The following is an 18,391-nucleotide window of genomic DNA, read 5'->3' on the forward strand; positions in this document are numbered from 1 at the left end:
ACAGTGATACTTCAGGTAATACGTTTCCGATGAGTACATGACCTGCGGAAATATCCTGCGCCATCATACTATCTAAAAAAACTCCCCGTTGAGTTTCCTTAATCCGCCCTGGCTAACGCAGCCCGCATAGCAGGTCATTAATGATGAGACGTTGGTTTGCCGATGGTGCATTTCGCACTATTTTACTGAACAGTGCCTTTTTGCTCTCCGGCAATGCGGTGAGCGCACTGTTAGGCCTGCTGGCGCTCTCCTGCGCCGGCAGGGGGATGTCGCCAGAGATGTTTGGCGTGCTGGTGGTGATTCAGGCCTATACAAAAGCCGTCAGCGATGTCGTCAAATTCCAGACCTGGCAGTTTGTGGTGCAGTTCGGCGTGCCGGCGCTGACCCGTCAGGATACGCAGCGCGTGCGGGAGGTCATCACCTTCTCGGTCGGCCTGGATATGTTGAGCAGCGCAGTCGCCGTCGCCGGCGGCATGCTGTTACTGCCGTTTCTCTCCGCCTCGCTGGGGCTGGATGCCAGCAGTTTCCGGCTGGCGCTGCTCTCCTGCACGCTGATCCCCGCCATGGCTTCCTCGACGCCGAGCGGTGTTTTACGCGCCTGCGATCGCTTCGACCTGATTGCCATCCAGCAGGCGACTAAACCGCTGCTGCTGGCGCTGGGCAGCGTAGCCTCCCTGCTGACCGGTGCCGGTTTTCCCGGTTTTGTTGCCTCCTGGTATCTTGCTAACGTGGCTGGTGGGTTGCTGTTCTGGTGGCTAGCGGCGCGGGAGCTGCGCCGCAGGCGGATCGATAACGCGCTGCGGCCGGCGCTGTTCAGCGTCGGGCGGAAGATTGCCGGTGCCTGGAACTTTGTCTGGACCACCAACCTGTCGCACTCGATCTGGGCGGCGCGCAACTCCTGCAGCACCGTGCTGGTCGGCGTGGTGATCGGGCCGGTTGAGGCCGGGCTGTTTAAAATTGCCATGACCTTTATTGATGCCGCCGGCACCCCTGCCAGACTGCTGGAGAAGAGTTTTTATCCTGAAGTGATGCGTCTGGATCCGGCCAGCCAGCGCCCCTGGCTGCTGGGGCTGCGTGCTGCCCTGCTGGCAGGGGGGATTGGCCTGCTGTTTTCTCTGCTGATGTTAACGCTGGGTGAGTCACTGATCTCGCTGATCTTTGGCGATAAGTATCTGGAAACTTACGACTTAATCCAGATTATGCTAGGGGCGGTGGTGGTATCGATGATCGGCTTTCCGCAGGAATCACTGCTGCTGATGGCGGGTCGCCAACGCCCCTGGTTAGCCGTGCAGGCCCTCGCTTCTGCCGGCTATATTGCGCTGCTGGTAGTGCTGTCACACGTTTACCGGGTGCAGGGCTCGGCCTGCGCTTACCTGGGCGGACAGTGCCTCGAGGTCCTGATGATGCTGATTCTGACCCTGTGGGCCTGGCAACATCGCCGCACGATCCACACCGATACGCCGCTTGAGATAACAAAATGATGTTCAAAACCCGACTCAAAACGTTTTCTGCTCAGGCGGTCGAGCTGCTGCTTGCAGCGCTGGATGAAGATGACCGCATCAGTGACGCCGGTGGCTTACCGGCCACCCTGGCGGCACCCTGCACCCAGGCGACGATCGAGGATAACTACGCCCTCTGTCTGCAGCTGTGGGAGCAGGGCTTTACCCGGCGGGAGCTGCGCGCGCTGGTCAGAAAAGTGCTCAGAGGGGCAACGCTCACCGAGGCCGAGGTGATGCGCTACAAGAGCATCCGCGCACGCTTCAAGCATCTGCGCTTCGCACAGCGGCTCTATCGCCGGCAGCATGATTCAACGCGGCTGTTTAAACTGATCACGGTATTTCTCGGACATTTTCAGGACGGCTTTCGCTACGGCAATAACCAGACGCTGCGCCTGTACGGCACCCTGCTGACCGTTCTTCTCAGCCGACCGCTGTGGGCGCTGATGCGCTGTACGCTGCGCCATACGCGCCTTGATAATCTGCCGGGGTTTATGCGCCACTGCCAGCAGCAGATGTACGAGCTGCGGGTGTTGAGCAGCAAGCCGCAGCTGACCGGCACCGAGTTTCACGACGTGCGTAAAATCATCAGCCAGCAGGTCTCCTATTACGACACCCTCAGATCGCTGTACCCGGCGGATCGACAGGCCTATCAGACCTCGCGTTTCCTGGCGAATATCAACGGGCTGATGGGCCAGCGTCATGATGGAATGGTGGCCGACAAGCTCGCCGGCCGCCGGCATTACGACACACCCGATGCGTTAGATGCGGCGATTAGCCAGCAGCTCCGGCTGCTGACGGAGCACGCCAGCCAGGGATTAGTGCCGGTTTGAAGCTGAAAACCGTGCTGCTGTGGGCGCTGCTGATATTGCCGCCGCTGGCACCCGCACACGATCTGCCGATCGGGCACCCGCTACCGCCGGTGGCTATCGACGAGTGCGGGGAAATGGTGCTGGAGAACGATGACATTCACTTGCGGTCGTGGAGCAGTGCGCAGTTGGCCGGCAGGGTACGGGTGGTGCAGTATATTGCCGGGCGCAGGTCGGCAAAAAAGAAAAACGCAATCCTGATCAAGGCGATTAAGGCCGCTCGTTTTCCTGCCGATCGCTTTCAGCCCACCACCATCGTAAATACCGCCGACGAACTGTTCGGCAGCGGATTTATCGTGCGCGCGAAGATCGCGAAGAACCAGCGGCGCTATCCCTGGGCGCAGTTTGTCATTGACTGCCAGGGCACGGGTGCGAAAACCTGGCGGCTGAAGGAGCAGAGCTCCACGATTATCGTGCTGGATAAACAGGGGCGTGTACGCTGGGTCAAAGACGGTGCCCTGACGCCGCAGGAGGTGAGTCAGGTGACCGGCTTAATCCATCAGCTGATCCGGTAACGGCTACTCTGTGATCTGCGACCATTTACCCGCCATCTATCACCTGTCAGGGCACGCGCCTTATCTTCTCAGTTCAGCAAACGCCCGGATGATTGCGTCAATCTCGTCATCGCTGTGTGCGGCGTTGACGCTGCAGCGCAGCAGGGTCATTCCTGAGGGCGCTGCCGGCGGCAAAACCAGGTTCACATACACGCCTTTGTCGATCAGCCTGCGCCATAACGCCAGGCCAGCCTGCTTAGAGTCGATTATCACCGGCACGATCGGGCTGATGCGTGGCCCCAGCCGGTAGCCGAGTTCTGCCAGCCCGTGATAGAGCCGGCGGGCGTTGTGCCACAGCTTTTCGCGCAGATGAGGGCTGGCGATGCTGCGCAGTGAGGAGCGTACCGTGGCAATCACCGACGGCGAAGGCGAAGCGGTAAAAATGTACGGGCGGCTGCTGTAGCGCAGTACCTCCATCGCCTTATCCCCAACGGCAAAGCCGCCGACTGAGGCAAGGCTTTTACTGAAGGTGCCAAGAATAATGTCGATATCGTTCTCAACGCCCTGTTCTTCCGCCAGCCCGCGCCCCGTGGCACCCATTACGCCAAAGGAGTGGGCTTCATCGACCAGGATATAGCCGCCGTGGCGGCGTTTGATTCCGACGATTTCCGCCAGCGGGGCCACGTCGCCGAGCATGCTGTAGATGCCTTCAACGATAATCAGCGCCTCGCGCGCGCGCCCACCCAGCCGCACCATCCGCCGTTCAAGATCCTGCGCGTCGTTGTGGCGAAAGCGGATAATCTGCGCCTGGCCGAGCGTACAGGCGTCGTAAATGCTGGCGTGGGAGTCCTCATCAATCAGCACCACCGAATCCGGCGTCGCCAGGGTGCCGATCACTCCCAGGTTGGCGGTATAACCGGTAGAGAAGACGATCGCCGCAGGCTTATTGAAGAACGCCGCGATCTCCTGTTCCAGCGCCAGGTGCCCGCCAAAACTGCCGTTGGCCATCCGTGAACCGGTGGTACCGGTGCCCTCGGCGGCCAGCGCCGCCTGGCCATCGGCGATGGCCTGTGGGCTGAACGTCAGGCCGAGATAGTTATTGGTGCCGGCCAGAATAATATGGCGATCGCCAATTTGCCCCTGCGTTGCGGAGAATATCTCATCAATACAGGTGCCAAAGGGATTTAAACCGGAGGCCTGCAGCTGCTTTCTTTCGTTAGCCAGGTGTTCAAAACGGTCAAATAAACCCATTGCATTCCTCCTGGTGTTTCGTAATAGCTTCCAGTAACTGCTCAGGCGTTCTGACATTCAGCAGAATATTAATCGGGATTGAGATATCCAGCCTGTCCTCCAGCAGCATCAGCAGGTTCATCACCTTAATCGATTCGAGCCCGAGTTCATCGACCATGTCGCTGTCCGATCGGATCGGGTGCGTGCCGGCAACCAGCTCCTGCAGGCATTCAAGAATATCGTTCATCACTATTTCGCGTTTTTGCATCATCGTCTCTGTAACCCTGTCGTCAGTATTATCAAAACAGACCGTCACGCAGCGCCTGTTCCAGGCGGATCGTCGGTGCCCAGGCAATGCGTTCAGCCAGCAACTGGTTGCTCGCCGACCAGTCGGGATGGGTCAGCTCGCCGATTTTGCTCTGCGTCAGCATTGGCTCTTTGCGGGAGATCCTTTGTACGGCCTGGCTCAGGTGGGCCAGCAGCCTGAGAACGGGCAGCGGAACGCCCACCAGTCTTACCGGGCCATGGCGCACCGCCGCGCCGATCTCTCGCAGGCGTGGCCAGCTGTAGCCGCCGGGCAGCCCGTCACAGAGTTCATAAGGAGCGGCAGCGTCGTCGTGAAGCTGCAACCAGCGGGTGACGGCGTTAGCTAAATCACAGACGTGCAGAAACGACAGCTGTGTTTGCGGCTGGCCCAGCCGCAGCAGCAGGCCGCGCAGCAGCCAGCGGAACAGCGGCTGCAGCTCCTTATCGCCGGGCCCGTACACCGCCGTCGGGCGAAATATCCCCAGCGCGAGCGGCCCTTTTTCGGCCGTCAGCCTTTGCTCGGCGACATATTTGGATTGCGCATACCACGAGAGGTGCGGATGGCGGGCGGCCAGCGATGAGATAAACAGGAACCGTTTACAGCAGCTGTTTGCCTTCGCCATCTCTAACAGCCGCGTGCTGCCGGTAACGTTCGATGTCATAAAGGCGGCCTGAGACTGCCCGCGCACCCGCCCTGCGCAGTGAACAACCGAGTCCGCCCCTCTGACCAGCTCCCGCAGCGAGTCGGGACTCTCCAGCGACCCGTGGACCCAGGCCAGCCTGCGGTCGGCAGATTTCTCCGGCGAGCGGGTCAGGGCGCGCACGGTAAAACCTGCGGCAAGCAGATGTTCGGCAATATGCTTGCCGATAAATCCGGTCGCGCCGGTTAACGCCACGGTGGCGTTCATTGCGCATGGCCCGTCAGCCGCGGCGTCGGCGCGCCCGACCCGGTCAGATAGCGTTTTTTGGCCTCGGCGCGGGAGGGTTTACCTGAAGATGTTTTGGGAATGCTGTGGGGCGGCACCAGCATAATATCTACCGCCACGCCGAACTCGCTCTGGATACGTGATGAGAGTGAATGAACGATCTGGCTGCGCCGCTCGGCGGAGCTGATCCGGCACTGGATCTGCAAAATAATGCGCGCGGCATCCTCACCGCCCGGCGTGGTAACAAAGGCAATCGCATCGCCGCTGCGGAACTCCGGCTCTGATTCGGCCACCCCTTCAATGTCCTGTGGCCAGATATTGCGGCCGCGGATAATGATCAGGTCTTTTTTACGGCCGGTGATGTACAGGTTGCCCTGCAGCAGATAGCCCAGATCGCCGGTGTCCATCCAGCCGTTCGCCCGGATCTGCTGTTGTGAGGCCGCATCGCCATAATAGCCGCTCATCAGGCTGGGGCCGGCGATGCAGATATGTCCGACCTGACGCTCTGGCAGCCGCTGTTGCCGATCGTTACGAATTTCGATGCGATGGCCGGGCAGCGCTTTGCCGCAGTTTACAAAGGTTGACCGCGCGCGCGCCGGGTCAGCCGGCTCAACCGCGCGGCCTTCATGCTCCAGAATATGACGGTCAACAACGTGGCTTTGCGGGCCGGTTGCGCGATCGAAGAAGCTCACCGCCAGGGTGTTTTCAGCCAGCCCGTAGCAGGGCATAAAGGCATCGCGGGCAAACCCCACCTGACTGAAGCGATGGTAAAAGCGCGTCAGCAGATCGGAGGGAACCGGTTCAGCGCCGACACCTGCTACGCGCCACCTGGAGAGATCCAGCTCGGCCAGCTCTTTCTCACTGCAACGGCGCAGGCAAATTTCATAACCAAACGGCGGCGCAACCGAAATCGTTGCGGCGTTGCGGGTAATCAGCTTCAGCCACAACAGCGGGCGCATGGCAAAGTCCTGCGTACGCAGGTAATCCACCGACAGCTGTGTCGCCATCGGGGTTAACATAAAGCCCACCAGACCCATATCGTGATAGAACGGCAGCCAGGAGACGCAGCGATCCCCGGCGTGCGCCTTAATACCGTCCTGACCGATTGCCCGCAGGTTGGCCATCACCGCGCGCTGGGTGACGATTACCCCACGCGGAAAGCGGGTGCTGCCGGAGGTATATTGCAGATAGGCAATATCGTCCGGAGCCGGAGCCCACAGCGTCACCTCGTTTTCAGGCAGGGCGTTGAGGTCATCATGGCTGAGAATGCGCAGACCGGGGGGGATTTTTGCGGCATGGATCAGCGGTAGCCACTCGCTGCCGGCGATAATGACGGCGGGCTGGCAGCTGCTGAGCAGCCTTTCGAGTTTGCTGATACAGGACGCACTCTGGCCAACCCCCAGCGGAATGGCCAGCGGGACGGCCACCAGGCCGGCATACTGGCAGGCAAAAAAAATGTCGACAAATTCTGCACGGGTCTCAGCGAACAGCGCAACGCGCGTGCCCCGGGGCAGATTTATGGACAGCAGGCGACGGGCGGCCCGGCGCGCACGCTGGCGTAACTCCCTATATTCCAGCGCAATTACCAGTTGATTACGGCGGTCGTAAAAGTTCATGCCGGTGCTGCCTTGTGCCGCGTAATCCAGGGCCGCTGCCAGCGAAGGAAAATCAGCATAGCGGATGGGGAGGGTATGGATCGAGCTGGTTTCGGACATTGACAACGTATCCTTAAAAGACAAAAAAACGGTTGATTATTGTGATCACGACCGGCCTTTCTTAATCGGTACCTGATGTCGTTACAGCAGGCGAATATTAATTAACCGGGTATTTATAACGTAAGGCCGCTGGCATCCTGTATAGCTGATGCGCAGCGAATAATGCGGTGCGCATGCTAAATAAACAGAGCAACGACGGGGCTGAATGTATGATTAACAGCAAATCAAAGCCCCGCAGCGTTATCAGTTTGCACAACATCAGACCACGTTTCATGTCTGACTCTGAAATGGAGTTGATTATCCTATTTATTTTCTGCGTAATGTCATGTCTGATCCGTGCTTTTTTACCCGGTATGAGGTGGACGTGGCTATAAAGCATTAATTGCCCGTTCTTGTCAGGTTATTCCTGGTGTTTGGCTAAAGGCGGCCATGAGTGGTTAATTATATGGTGTCGATATCTTTAGCATGATTTGTTAATGCGGGGGCGGGTAAAGAAATTAATCTATCCGGCCGCGCTGACTCTGTATTTTTATAAAAAATTGACATGATGGTATTTATGATCACAATAAAAAAAGTTGTCTCAAAACGCGATCTCAGTGCATTTATCGCCTTTCCCGCCACGCTTTTTCAGAATGACCCGAACTGGATAACCCCCCTCAGTCTTGAACGGCGGGAGCATCTGTCCGCCCGCAACCCTGCTGCGCAGCACGTGAAGTGGCAGGCATGGCTGGCCGAGCGGGAAGGAAAAGTGGTTGGCCGCATCATCGCGCAGATTGACTCCCTCCACCGCCGGCGCTACGGCGACGATACCGGCCACTTCGGCATGATCGATGCCATCGACGACCCGCAGGTCTTCAGCGCATTATTTAGCGCCGCCGAAGAGTGGTTACGGTCAAATGGCGCGCGCAACATCACCGGGCCCTTCAGCCTCAACGTTAACCAGGAGAGCGGCCTGCTGACAGAGGGGTTTAACACGCCGCCATCGGCGCTGATGCTCCACGGCAAACCCTGGTATGCCGACCGGGTAATGCAGCAGGGATATCGCAAAGGCATCGACCTGCTGGCCTATTCGATGCGCCTGAGCACGCTGCACTTCAACTCCTCTTTACGCAAGCTGATGGACCACGCGCGCGATAAGGTGACCATCCGTCCGCTCAACCGTAAAAAATTCGCTGAAGAGATGCAGCTGCTGCGTGAAATATTTAACTCAGGCTGGCAGGACAACTGGGGATTCGTGCCCTTCACCGAATATGAATTTGCCGCGATGGGCGATCAGCTTAAATTACTGGTGCCTGACGATCTGATCTGTATTGCCGAAATGGCGGGTAACCCGATCGCCTTTATCGTCGGCCTGCCGAATATCAATGAGGCCATCGCTGACTTAAACGGCAGCCTGCTGCCGTTTGGCTGGGCGAAGCTGCTGTGGCGTTTAAAAGTGCGCGGGGTGCGCAGCGCGCGGGTGCCGCTGATGGGGGTGATCAAGGCGCATCAGTTCAGCCGCCTGGGGCCGGTGGTGGCACTGCTGATGATTGAAGCCCTGCGCGACGCGTTAATGCGCCGCAGGATCGAGTCCGTGGAGATGTCGTGGATCTTAGAGTCTAACGCCGGCATGCGCGGCATACTGGAACGCATCGGCGCCGACCCTTACAAACGTTACCGGTTATTTGAAAAAAGGCTGTGACCGCAGGGGGCAGACTCTTCGCCTGCCACGGCCACGCCGGACAGCGCCGCCAGCGCCGCGCTTAATACCTGCGGATACGGCGCGCGGGAATCGAGATCGACGATGCGTGCGCCGTTGTAGTTTAAGCGCGCCATCACCGCGATTTTGTCACCCAGTTCGCTATAGCTGTGATCGGGCTTACGGGAAAAAGCGGTATCAACGTCAATCGCCAGACGGATAATCAGCTGCGGGCGCAGTAACGCCATCTGCCGATAGAGTTGCTGCTCTTTACGCGCCAGGCGGGTCATCAGCCAGCCGTTAGCGCGTTCAGGGCCAATCCCCGGCCCGTCATAGTGAAAACCTGCCACCTCAGCCTGCGGATAGCGATCGCCGATCACCAGCACGCCGCTGGCCGCCAGACGCTGCGCCTTGCGTAAATTCCTCGCCCGCCAGCAGGAGAGGCCGTACATCACCAGCGCCGCCCACAGCGGCGGCGACCGGATGCGCATGCTCTGCGTTTTCTCAGATTTGGCGGCCAGACGGCGCTCCAGCCAGACCCCGATCAGCGGCAGGCGCTTAATTTTATCGCCCTGTTCCCCCGAAATCAGGCCGAGATAGCAGCGCGTGGTGGCGCGCTGTTGATTCATCCTGGTGACCAGATCGGCGGTCAGGGTGGATTTTCCGCAGCCGTCACAGCCGACGATGGCAATCATGCCGGTAACAGAGCGGGCGACAGGAACAGGAGGGGGAAGGTCGTTTTTTTTCATAGTGATAAAGCGATTAATCCACAGAAGGGGGAAGCGACAGTGAAAGGCGAACGGCCTGCAGCGATGCATCCAGCACCCTGCTGGCCGGTTCCTGTCCGTTAAGGTCGATAATGGTGGCGCCGTTAAAATTGAGCCGTGGAATGACGCCGATCTTTTCACGCAGCGCCGCGATATCGTGGTCGGGTTTGCGCTGATGGGCGGTCTGCTCATCAATATCCAGGCGCAGCAACAGCAGCGGCGGATATGAGGCCATCCACCGATAGAGCGCCTGTTCCCGCCGGCGCAGGGCCTTAATCCAGCGGTTGCCGCCCTGCGCCCTCGCCAGCTGTGGGCCATCAACCCGAAAGCCGGCCGCTTCCGCCTGCGGATAACGATCGGTAATTAACAGCACCCCCCGGCGGGTGCGGTGCAGCATGTGCCTGAACTTAACCGCCCGCCAGCAGGAGAGCAGGAAGATCGCCAGCGCGGCGATATTCCCCGGCGGGCTGCCGGGGCGCTGATGAACCCGCCTGGCGCTGTTTAACAGATAGCGGCCAAACGGCGCGCCAATCAGCGGCAGGCGGCTAATCCACTCGCCGAGGCGGCCTGATGACTGCCCGAGATAACAGATCTCGGCGGACAGGCCTGGGGAGAGACGATTTACCAGGCCGGAGGCTAAGGTTGATTTACCCGCGCCATCACAACCGGTGATGGCAATAACCCGGACAGGAGGGTGGCGGGTCATATTTTTCATGTTCTGACTCATGGTTACCGCTGTGTGAAGAGTAAACGAGGACGAAATCGCGATATTATTGCCGCCAAAGTTATTTGTCTTGCAGAACGCGTGCTGTAAACGCTGAGTACGGGCTGAATAAGAGGGTTGCGCATTAAAAGATAAAAATAATGCCTTTCCTCGCCAGAGGTGATTTAAAAGCGATGTGCGCGAGCAGTTGTGGTTATTTAAGCATGATATGATTAAGGTATGGAAAGGTAGTCATATACAATGCGTAATTGGTTTTTTGAATTTTAATCTGGCTTAAGCGTATTTCTCTTCGGGGTGAGGATATCGTAACTGGTCAGGGTTTCTGGTGCGTGAAATTATTGGTGGAAATGAATTTTATCCGGAAAGAATAGCGCGTCAGGGATTAAATACATGCGCTATGTAAAGACAAGGGAGTGCTTCATGCAATCAGACACGCCTCCACTTATTGCGATCGTGGGTTGCGATGGCTCAGGAAAATCTACCGTCAGCGAACGTCTGCTGGATTATCTGCATACCTGTGGCCCGGCGACGCGGGTCCATCTGGGCAAACAGGCGGGTAATGTGGAACGTGCGCTGGTCAGGCTGCCGTTGATGGGCCGTTTTCTAAAAAAGAAAATTAACCATAACCGCAGCAGCGTCAGCCGGTCGCACTACAGCCCGTTAACGACGCTGGTGATCATGGCCTTTGTGCTCCGCCGGCTGCTGCGCTTTCGCCGCATGCTTAAGCTGCGCCGCCGGGGAAATATTATTCTGGCGGACCGGTTCCCACAAATGGAGATTCAGGGTGGCTACGATGGCCTGCTGCTGCCGGCAGACGCCACCGCCGGCCGGCTGGTCAGCCGTTTAGCCGGGCTGGAAAAGAGCGCCTTCCGCTGGATGACAGGCACTCGCCCCGACCTGGTGATCAAACTCAACGTATCGCTCGACGTCGCCTGTAACCGCAAGCCCGACCACCGGCGCACGTCGCTGGCGAAAAAAATCGCCATCACGCCACGGCTGACCTTCAGCGGCAGCCAGGTGGCGAATATTGACGCCGATCGGCCGCTGGACGAGGTGCTGAGTGAAGTCTTAAGCGTGGTGACCGACTTTATGCAGCAGCGTGGGTATCAGGCCCGCGCACGCTGAGGCGGCATAAACAACCAGCAATTAACCCTGAGGAACCCAGCTATGTCTGCTGACCCCCGGCCAGGACGGCCCCTGTATCAACGCCTGCTGATCAAGGCGGGCAAGCACGTGCTGCGCTGGAGCGGCCGCTTTCAGTCGCGCCACTCGCTGATCCCGGACACGCCGCAGATAGATACCCGCGTTTTCGACTGGGTGCCGGCGCTGGAAGCCGCCTGGCCGGCGATCCGCGCCGAACTCGAACACCTGCTGGAGAATCCGCAGCAGATCCCCGCCTTCCATCAGATCTCCCCCGATCAACAGCGCATCTCTAAGGGCGATAACTGGAAAACCTTCGGCATGGTGATCTACGGCAAGCGCATCGATGACAACTGCGCGCTGTGCCCGCGCACCGCGGCGGCGATCGCCGCGATCCCGCATATGCGCACCGCGATGTTCTCGATCCTCCAGCCGCACTACCATATCGTGCCGCACAAAGGGCCGACGCGGGCGGTGGTGCGCGCCCACCTCGGGCTGATCGTACCGAAACAGGCCGACAAGGTCTGGCTGCGCGTAGACGACCGGATCCTGCACTGGCAGGAGGGTAAAGTGCTGCTGTTTGATGACTCTTACGAGCATGAGGTGCGTAACGACACCGACGAACTGCGCGCGGTGCTGTTTCTGGATATCGACCGGCCGATGGACCGGCTGGGCACGCTGGTCAACAGGCTGCTGTTCGCGCTGATCAACGCCAGCCCCTACGTGAAGCAGCCGCTGAAGAATCTGGCGAAGTGGAACCGTGAACGGAATGACGGGTGACAATGATTACAGAATTCATCGACTGCCCGTTCCATTAAAGAAATTGCTCATTTTGCCGTTAGTTATGGGGTCATTGAGGGTCTCAGACTGACACAACCTGTCAGCCGTTGAGGTTAAACTTTTGCATATAGGGTTATTTCTGAAACCAGTACCCTGAATTGCCTGGCTGCCATTGCCGGGTTTGTTTGGTAAACGTACAGCTTGTTTACCCTTACTACACGGCAATTGCTGAGCTAAAAAGGATGTTATATGTCAGTTGAGATTGAACGGTCACATTCGCTGTATCAAAGGGTTTCTCAGGAAGTCGGGCGTATCATCAGCAACCTCACCGAGGAGAGTACCGACGAGAAGCTGCAAAAAACCAATGCAGATGCGCGCAGTAAGCTGAAGGCCTTTCACCAGCTGCTGGAGGACAATATTGCCAGCCTGAAACGCAATGCGGATTGGGAGAGATTCACCATCGCTTTTTATGGTGAAACTAACGCAGGAAAATCGACCGTAATCGAAACGCTGCGCATCCTCTTGAAGGAAGAAAGTAAGCAGCTGCGCCAGAAAGCCTTCCGTGATTTTCAGCATCAGCATCAGCTCACTGACAACGATATCGATCGGTTACAGCGACAGCTAGATGAGAATCAGGCACGGAGCAACGCGCTGAGCCAGGCGATGGAAACAATCAATACACAGTACGGCGAGCGTGAAACCTTGTTGCAGCAGCAGATCAACGCACTCAGCGCGCTGATTCAGGCACAGCAACAGCTTGGTTCTCTCTGGCAAAAGATGCTCAATTTATGGCGTAAGACCCCGGAGCAGAAAAAACTTCAGCACCTTTTGGTGCAGCAGCGTGCGCTAAATATCGAGAAAGCCACTGAATTGCAGGGCCTGGAAGGCGAGCAGGAAAACTGTGAGGCGCAAAATGGGGAGCTGCAGGAAAAGCAGGCGGCACAGCAGGCAAAATTTGCAGAATTAGCCCGGCTGGCCGATGGTGAGATCATCGGCACCGGCGTGTCCGATTTTACCCTCGGTACTACAGCCTATCCGTTTGAAATCAATCAGCAGAGCTTTGCTCTGCTTGACGTGCCCGGTATTGAGGGCAAAGAGAGCAAGGTGCTGGCACAAATCCAGCAGGCGGTAGAAACCGCCCATGCGGTCTTCTACGTCACTAGTAAGGCCACAGCACCGCAAAAAGGGGATGAAGGTAATCCCGGCACGCTGGAAAAGATCAAATCACACCTGAATGCCCAAACAGAAGTCTGGACACTGTTTAACAAGCGTATAACTAACCCGATGCAGCTCAATCGTCAGGCGTTGTTGAGTGCTGACGAAGAAGAGAGCCTGGGCGATCTCAATGAAAAAATGCGCGAACAGCTTGGTGATCATTACTGTGATACCTGGACCCTGAGTGCGATGCCGGCGTTTCTGAGCGTGGCAGAACATCTGGTACCAGGCTCAGACAATCTGAAAAAACGCAGCAAATTGTTAGAGAACCTCGACCAGCAGCAGGTGCTTGATAAAACCGGGATAAATGGCTTTATGACGCTGTTGACGGAGAAACTGGTCGCTAACAGTAAAGAAAAAATTCTGCGCTCAAACGTCAACAAGGCACGAAATACCCTCGAAGAGGCAACTGCAGAAATCCTGCATCTGCAGAAAGAGACCTATGGAAAACTCTCGAAGCAGCTGGAAGAAGAGATGAAGAATGCACATCAGTTGCTGGATATATCACTGGCTTCGCTTAAGTCTCGCCTGGCGAATCAGGGTGAAGATGCCGTCGAAAAATTCAAAAACAGTGCCCGTAAACGCGTTTATGCAGAAATCGACGATGATATCAGTAACGACCAGTTTAAAAGCTCGCTGGAAAATTGCCTGACGCGGCAGCATAAGGAGTTGGAAAAAGAGCTGCCGGGTCTGCTCAAGCGCGAACTTGATCTGTTCAAAGAGGAAACCGAAGAGATTGTCCACCGATTTCAGCAGTACGCTAAAGATATTCTCGCGACCTATTCCAAGCTGCAACAACAGAAGTTTGACGGCAAGTTTGAGGTGAAGATCGATATTGACAGCGGCATCAAACTGACCAGCGTGCTGGCGACACTGGCCGGTGGGGCGCTGATGCTATGGAACCCGGTGGGGTGGATCGTACTGGGACCCGCGCTGGCCGGAATGGTTTTTGCCTTTTACAAGGCGGTGCGCAGTTTCTTCAGCTCTGGTTACAAAATGTCCCAGCAGCGTCAGTCTGCGGATGAAAATCTGAATAAGGTGGCGGGCCAGATCAATGCGTCGATCAGCGACGGGCTGGAAAACGCCTTTCCTGAGCTGGAAGAGAAAGTTAATCAGTTGAAAACCATGCTACAGGAACCGGTTCGTCAGGCGGCTCAAACCAATAAAATTCTGCAAGACGCCGGTCAGAAACTGCGTCAGCTTTCTCTCAGTATCGAATCACCTGGAGTGTAATCATGGAAAAGACACTGGACATATTTAAAACGCAGCAGGCAAAAAATCTGGAGCTGCTGAATAGCCTGAGCGAGTTCCTGCAGCGGGGTGAATCCGTTGGTGTGCAGGTAGACACCAGAATGACACAAAAGCTACAGGCAGCCAAAGACAATGCAGCCAACGGCAAGCTGCAGATTGCGCTGATCGGTGGTTTTTCTGAAGGAAAAACCTCAATTGCGGCAGCCTGGATGGAAAAGCTGGACAAGTCCAGTATGAAAATTAGCCATCAGGAATCCTCTAATGAGGTCAAAGTTTACGATGTGGGTTCCGATTTCGTGCTGATTGACACCCCTGGATTATTTGGCTTCAAAGAGCAGTTTAACGAAGATGCTCAATCCATTGAAAAATATAAAGAGATAACCAAAAAGTACGTCAGTGAAGCACACCTCGTGCTGTACGTGATGAACTCCACTAATCCGATCAAGGAGAGTCATAAATCGGATCTGGACTGGCTGTTCCGTACGCTGAACTTACTCGACCGCACCGTGTTCGTACTCAGTCGTTTTGACGAAGTTGCCGATGTGGAAGATGAAGATGATTACCAGGCCAACGCTAGCGTGAAGCGCCAGAATGTCGCTACACGTCTGCAGGACCTGATCGCTATAACCCCCAATGAACGTGATGCACTGAGTATTGTCGCTGTGGCTGCGAACCCGTTTGATATGGGTATGGAACACTGGCTGGAACATCCTGATAAGTTTCGTGCGCTTTCACATATCAGCGCATTACAGGAGGCGACCAGTGAAAAAATCACGCGTGGCGGTGGTGTGGTGGCTCTGGCGGAAGAGACCAGAAGAAGCGTTATCCGGGACATCCTGACCCGCCAGTTGCCGGTGGCTATCGGGAATGATGAGCGCATCGCTCAGGAAGTGGCGGATCTGCAATCTATCTATCAGCGTATGCGCAAAGAGATTGTGGCAACGCAGGGGAATATTTCTGAAATTCGCAGCAAACTGAAGGAGTTCGTGGTGGGCTACTTCACCGATCTGATTTTGCAGGCTAAAGGATTAAGCTTGGAAACGTACGGTGAATTTTTTGAACGCGAAGTGGGTGACAAGGGGATTGTCATTTCAACCCGACTGGAGAATGAGTTTGAACGCCGCTTGCGCACCGTTGCACAGGCTCTGCAGCGCCTCGAAATGAGTTATCAGTCTGACATCAGCCACTATAACGGAAACCTGACCGCAATTGGCAAGCAGGGGTTGGACTACGTGGTGAAAAGTAAGGTCATCAACAACGGTACGGTGATTGCCACCCGCGATGGCGTCGTCTCCCTAGCGAGAATGGTCGGGATGGATTTGGGAAAAATGCTGAAATTCAAACCGTGGGGAGCGGTCAACCTGGCGAAAGGATTGAATGGTGCCTTATCCGTGTTGGGCCTGGCGATGGAAGCCTGGGACTCCTGGGAGCAGCATAAGCGCGAAAAAATGTTTTCGGAAGCAGTGACCAAAATGGTGGAGAATTTTAACGGTCAACGTGCGGAGCTATTGGAGACGTTAGATGCTGACGAATTTGTGCCAACCTTTTTCGCCGAGTATATCAAGCTACAGCAGGAGCTGGACTTGCTGCAGCTGTCGCTAAATGAAAGCGTCAGCCGTCAGAAACGCTTCGCCGACTGGCGAGCGCAGGCAGAAGCGATTGATGCCGAATTTACCCGGGTAGCGGGCTGAGCATCTGCGGGGGCAACGGGAGTTCGATGCCCCCGCAGGGGGCATGTAACAAAGTACTGCCTGCCTTAATCCTCGTCACGATCTCTGATCGCCCGCTGGCGCTCGTAATACTCATCTTCCGCGGTGATAATCTCATCCAGCAGCGAGTCCATATCCACCACGTGCTCTTCTTCTACGAACAGGCCGGTGAGCGGCACTTCCGGGGTTAGCTTGCCGTCTTCATACAGCTGCCAGATCTCTTTCGCATAACGCGTTTTCAGCAGCTGCGGCGCAAACTGGCCGTAGTAAGCGGTGATGTTGTTCACGTCGCGCTGGAACATCGATTTCGCATGGTTGTTGGCGGCGGCGTCCACGGCCTGCGGCAGGTCGATAATCACCGGCCCCTGCGCATCCTGCAGCACGTTAAACTCTGACAGATCCCCGTGCACGATACCCACGCAGAGCATGCGGACAATATTGCGGATCATGGTGGCGAAATCCGCCACGGCTTCCTCTGCCGACAGGCTGATATCGCCAAGGCGTGGGGCCACGCTACCTTCACCGTCGGTGACCAGCTCCATCAGCAGCACGCCGTCCACGCACAGGTAAGGCTGCGGCACGCGCACGCCGGCATCCGCCAGGCGGAACAGCGCGTTGACCTCGGCCATCTGCCAGGACTCCTCCTGCTGCTTACGGCCGAACTTTGACCCTTTCTGCATCGCTCGGGTATTACGCGAGCTGCGGTTCTTACGCCCCTCCTGGTACTGCACGGCCTGCTTAAAGCTGCGCTGCGTGGCTTCCTTGTACACCTTGGCACACTGCACGTTGCCATTGCAGAGCACGGTGTACACGTCGGCTTCTTTACCGCTCTTCAGCCGCTGCAGCACTTCGTCTATCAGGCCGTCATCAACCAGGGGCTGGATTCTGTTTGGGATTTTCATGCGGCTTTATACCCTATTTCAGCCGCTTTTCGTATCCATACCACCGCTGGCGATACTGAAAAAGTTGGCAGAGTTTGCTCATGGCCTGATTTTATCGAAGATCGGCAGAGAAATGCCAGAGTTAACAGAGACAAAAAAGCGTGGTGGGGGGGAGGATTTCGAGGGGTTGTGGCGTGTGGGGAAGGGGGAAGCCGTAAAGAGTGAAAAATGTCACAGTTGTTGAGATGGCCGCCAGGCAGGACAGGATAGTACCTTCGTTTAGCGTCGCCCGCGTAATGGGAGAATGGAACGTATCATCCTGAGGTAGCGCTGAGTTTGCAATCTTCGATAAGCTGGCCGGATTGAAAAGAGAAAACATAATGACGGTTTAAAACATCTTCATTATCCGTAGAAAAGTAAAGTCTCTGTGCATCGATCGGCATTGGCCGCCGGAGTGCAGCACGATCGCCCACATCTCATTCTGTTAACAGGGCAGAGATAAACAGGAGCATGATGCAGCGCACCACGTGCAGTATCCACCTGACCGAAGCCAGATAATGGCTGTACACCGACGCCGCACCGGCGATGGAGCAACTTACGTGCACGGCGCCGGAGCAGTTTGACCATCTGATCGGTCTCCTCACATTTTCATCTTGCCAGGCTTCTGCCGTTGACTGATGGCAGTAAGGGCGGCTTAAGAGAGTTTAAATACTCTCTTAAGCTGAAGGTCGCTCATTCCATGAATCATGAGCCAGTAAATTACCATCTCGGTACAGATGTGTGATCTTCTCATAACACAAGGCAACTTCTTCCATATGCCCCGTACCCGGACAATTCCGGGTATCGTGCATTACCGGACTGACAGAGATCACTTTAACGTTCTCCAGTGTAATTCGGTAATATTCGACTTCCTGCCCGGCATCATTAATATGATAAAATCTGAATTCAGCCGATCTTAAAGTCTGCCCGGTGGCTACTGCTTTGAAAAGATAGGGTGAGGCACTATCCAGCTCTTTAGTAAATTGGAAAGGGGAGTGCTGACGCGTGCCCGTGACTCTCCCTGTTGCAGGATCGGTTGGAATCGTCAGGCAGTGGTATAAGCTCCTTAACTCAATGCTTCCTTCGCGTTCTATTACATCGCACGAACCCCGGATCACGGCTCCGCCATCGTCTGTCAAAAATAAATGTACAGGAACTGCCATATAACTCT

Annotated in this window: 16 protein-coding genes; 8 read left to right on the forward strand and 8 right to left on the reverse strand. The window is 56.3% G+C overall.

What is annotated here, in order from left to right; all coding sequences use genetic code 11:
• The first annotated feature begins 143 nt into the window (after nucleotides 1-143).
• From GKQ23_RS06615 to GKQ23_RS06625, 3 genes are read left to right on the forward strand one after another with little or no spacing between them, the layout of a single operon-like run.
• Entirely contained in the window at nucleotides 144-1,481 is a 1,338-nt protein-coding gene (locus tag GKQ23_RS06615; RefSeq protein WP_212411621.1) for a lipopolysaccharide biosynthesis protein, read from the forward strand.
• Complete coding sequence (locus GKQ23_RS06620; protein WP_249168485.1) at nucleotides 1,478-2,329, forward strand: hypothetical protein; 852 nt, start codon at nucleotides 1,478-1,480, stop codon at nucleotides 2,327-2,329. Before GKQ23_RS06615 ends, GKQ23_RS06620 begins: the two co-directional genes overlap by 4 nt.
• Nucleotides 2,326-2,880 (forward strand): YtfJ family protein, encoded by a 555-nt coding sequence (locus GKQ23_RS06625; protein WP_212410086.1) that lies wholly within the window; start codon nucleotides 2,326-2,328, stop codon nucleotides 2,878-2,880. Before GKQ23_RS06620 ends, GKQ23_RS06625 begins: the two co-directional genes overlap by 4 nt.
• A gap of 60 nt (nucleotides 2,881-2,940) precedes the next feature.
• Here GKQ23_RS06625 and GKQ23_RS06630 read toward each other — a convergent pair whose 3' ends face one another.
• From GKQ23_RS06630 to GKQ23_RS06645, 4 genes are read right to left on the reverse strand one after another with little or no spacing between them, the layout of a single operon-like run.
• Nucleotides 2,941-4,110, reverse strand: coding sequence for an aminotransferase class I/II-fold pyridoxal phosphate-dependent enzyme (locus tag GKQ23_RS06630; protein WP_212410087.1), 1,170 nt, complete (start codon nucleotides 4,108-4,110; stop codon nucleotides 2,941-2,943).
• Entirely contained in the window at nucleotides 4,097-4,357 is a 261-nt protein-coding gene (locus GKQ23_RS06635; protein ID WP_212410088.1) for an acyl carrier protein, read from the reverse strand. The genes GKQ23_RS06630 and GKQ23_RS06635 overlap by 14 nt, the downstream gene beginning before the upstream one ends.
• A 31-nt stretch (nucleotides 4,358-4,388) precedes the next feature.
• A complete protein-coding gene (locus tag GKQ23_RS06640) occupies nucleotides 4,389-5,303 on the reverse strand; it encodes an NAD(P)-dependent oxidoreductase (RefSeq protein ID WP_212410089.1) in 915 nt (304 codons plus the stop codon).
• Complete coding sequence (locus GKQ23_RS06645) at nucleotides 5,300-7,036, reverse strand: fatty acyl-AMP ligase (protein WP_212410090.1); 1,737 nt, start codon at nucleotides 7,034-7,036, stop codon at nucleotides 5,300-5,302. Before GKQ23_RS06645 ends, GKQ23_RS06640 begins: the two co-directional genes overlap by 4 nt.
• A gap of 556 nt (nucleotides 7,037-7,592) precedes the next feature.
• On the opposite strand from GKQ23_RS06645, the gene GKQ23_RS06650 reads away from it, so the two are divergent.
• Nucleotides 7,593-8,717, forward strand: coding sequence for an N-acetyltransferase (locus GKQ23_RS06650; protein WP_371820105.1), 1,125 nt, complete (start codon nucleotides 7,593-7,595; stop codon nucleotides 8,715-8,717).
• Here the strand turns inward: GKQ23_RS06650 and GKQ23_RS06655 are convergent.
• Together GKQ23_RS06655 and GKQ23_RS06660 are read right to left on the reverse strand one after the other, a co-directional pair.
• A complete protein-coding gene (locus GKQ23_RS06655; RefSeq protein WP_212410091.1) occupies nucleotides 8,690-9,463 on the reverse strand; it encodes a hypothetical protein in 774 nt (257 codons plus the stop codon). The two genes, GKQ23_RS06650 and GKQ23_RS06655, sit on opposite strands and share 28 nt — an antisense overlap.
• A 13-nt stretch (nucleotides 9,464-9,476) precedes the next feature.
• Nucleotides 9,477-10,208, reverse strand: coding sequence for a hypothetical protein (locus tag GKQ23_RS06660; protein ID WP_212410092.1), 732 nt, complete (start codon nucleotides 10,206-10,208; stop codon nucleotides 9,477-9,479).
• A gap of 417 nt (nucleotides 10,209-10,625) precedes the next feature.
• On the opposite strand from GKQ23_RS06660, the gene GKQ23_RS06665 reads away from it, so the two are divergent.
• The 4 genes from GKQ23_RS06665 to GKQ23_RS06680 all read left to right on the forward strand — a co-directional run bounded on the left by GKQ23_RS06665 (nucleotide 10,626) and on the right by GKQ23_RS06680 (nucleotide 16,282).
• Complete coding sequence (locus tag GKQ23_RS06665) at nucleotides 10,626-11,330, forward strand: thymidylate kinase (protein ID WP_212410093.1); 705 nt, start codon at nucleotides 10,626-10,628, stop codon at nucleotides 11,328-11,330.
• Nucleotides 11,331-11,372: 42 nt separating this feature from the next.
• Nucleotides 11,373-12,125 (forward strand): aspartyl/asparaginyl beta-hydroxylase domain-containing protein, encoded by a 753-nt coding sequence (locus GKQ23_RS06670; RefSeq protein WP_212410094.1) that lies wholly within the window; start codon nucleotides 11,373-11,375, stop codon nucleotides 12,123-12,125.
• 249 nt (nucleotides 12,126-12,374) lie between these two features.
• Complete coding sequence (locus GKQ23_RS06675; RefSeq protein ID WP_212410095.1) at nucleotides 12,375-14,573, forward strand: hypothetical protein; 2,199 nt, start codon at nucleotides 12,375-12,377, stop codon at nucleotides 14,571-14,573.
• 2 nt (nucleotides 14,574-14,575) lie between these two features.
• On the forward strand, nucleotides 14,576-16,282 hold the full coding sequence (locus GKQ23_RS06680) for a LeoA/HP0731 family dynamin-like GTPase (RefSeq protein ID WP_212410096.1): 1,707 nt from the start codon (nucleotides 14,576-14,578) through the stop codon (nucleotides 16,280-16,282).
• Nucleotides 16,283-16,347: 65 nt separating this feature from the next.
• On the opposite strand, the gene GKQ23_RS06685 is transcribed toward GKQ23_RS06680, so the two are convergent.
• A complete protein-coding gene (locus GKQ23_RS06685) occupies nucleotides 16,348-17,202 on the reverse strand; it encodes a PA4780 family RIO1-like protein kinase (RefSeq protein WP_212410097.1) in 855 nt (284 codons plus the stop codon).
• Nucleotides 17,203-17,897: 695 nt separating this feature from the next.
• Complete coding sequence (locus GKQ23_RS06690) at nucleotides 17,898-18,383, reverse strand: type VI secretion system tube protein TssD (protein WP_212410098.1); 486 nt, start codon at nucleotides 18,381-18,383, stop codon at nucleotides 17,898-17,900.
• Nucleotides 18,384-18,391 lie beyond the last annotated feature (8 nt).

Source organism: Erwinia sp. E602, assembly GCF_018141005.1.
GTDB lineage: Bacteria > Pseudomonadota > Gammaproteobacteria > Enterobacterales > Enterobacteriaceae > Erwinia.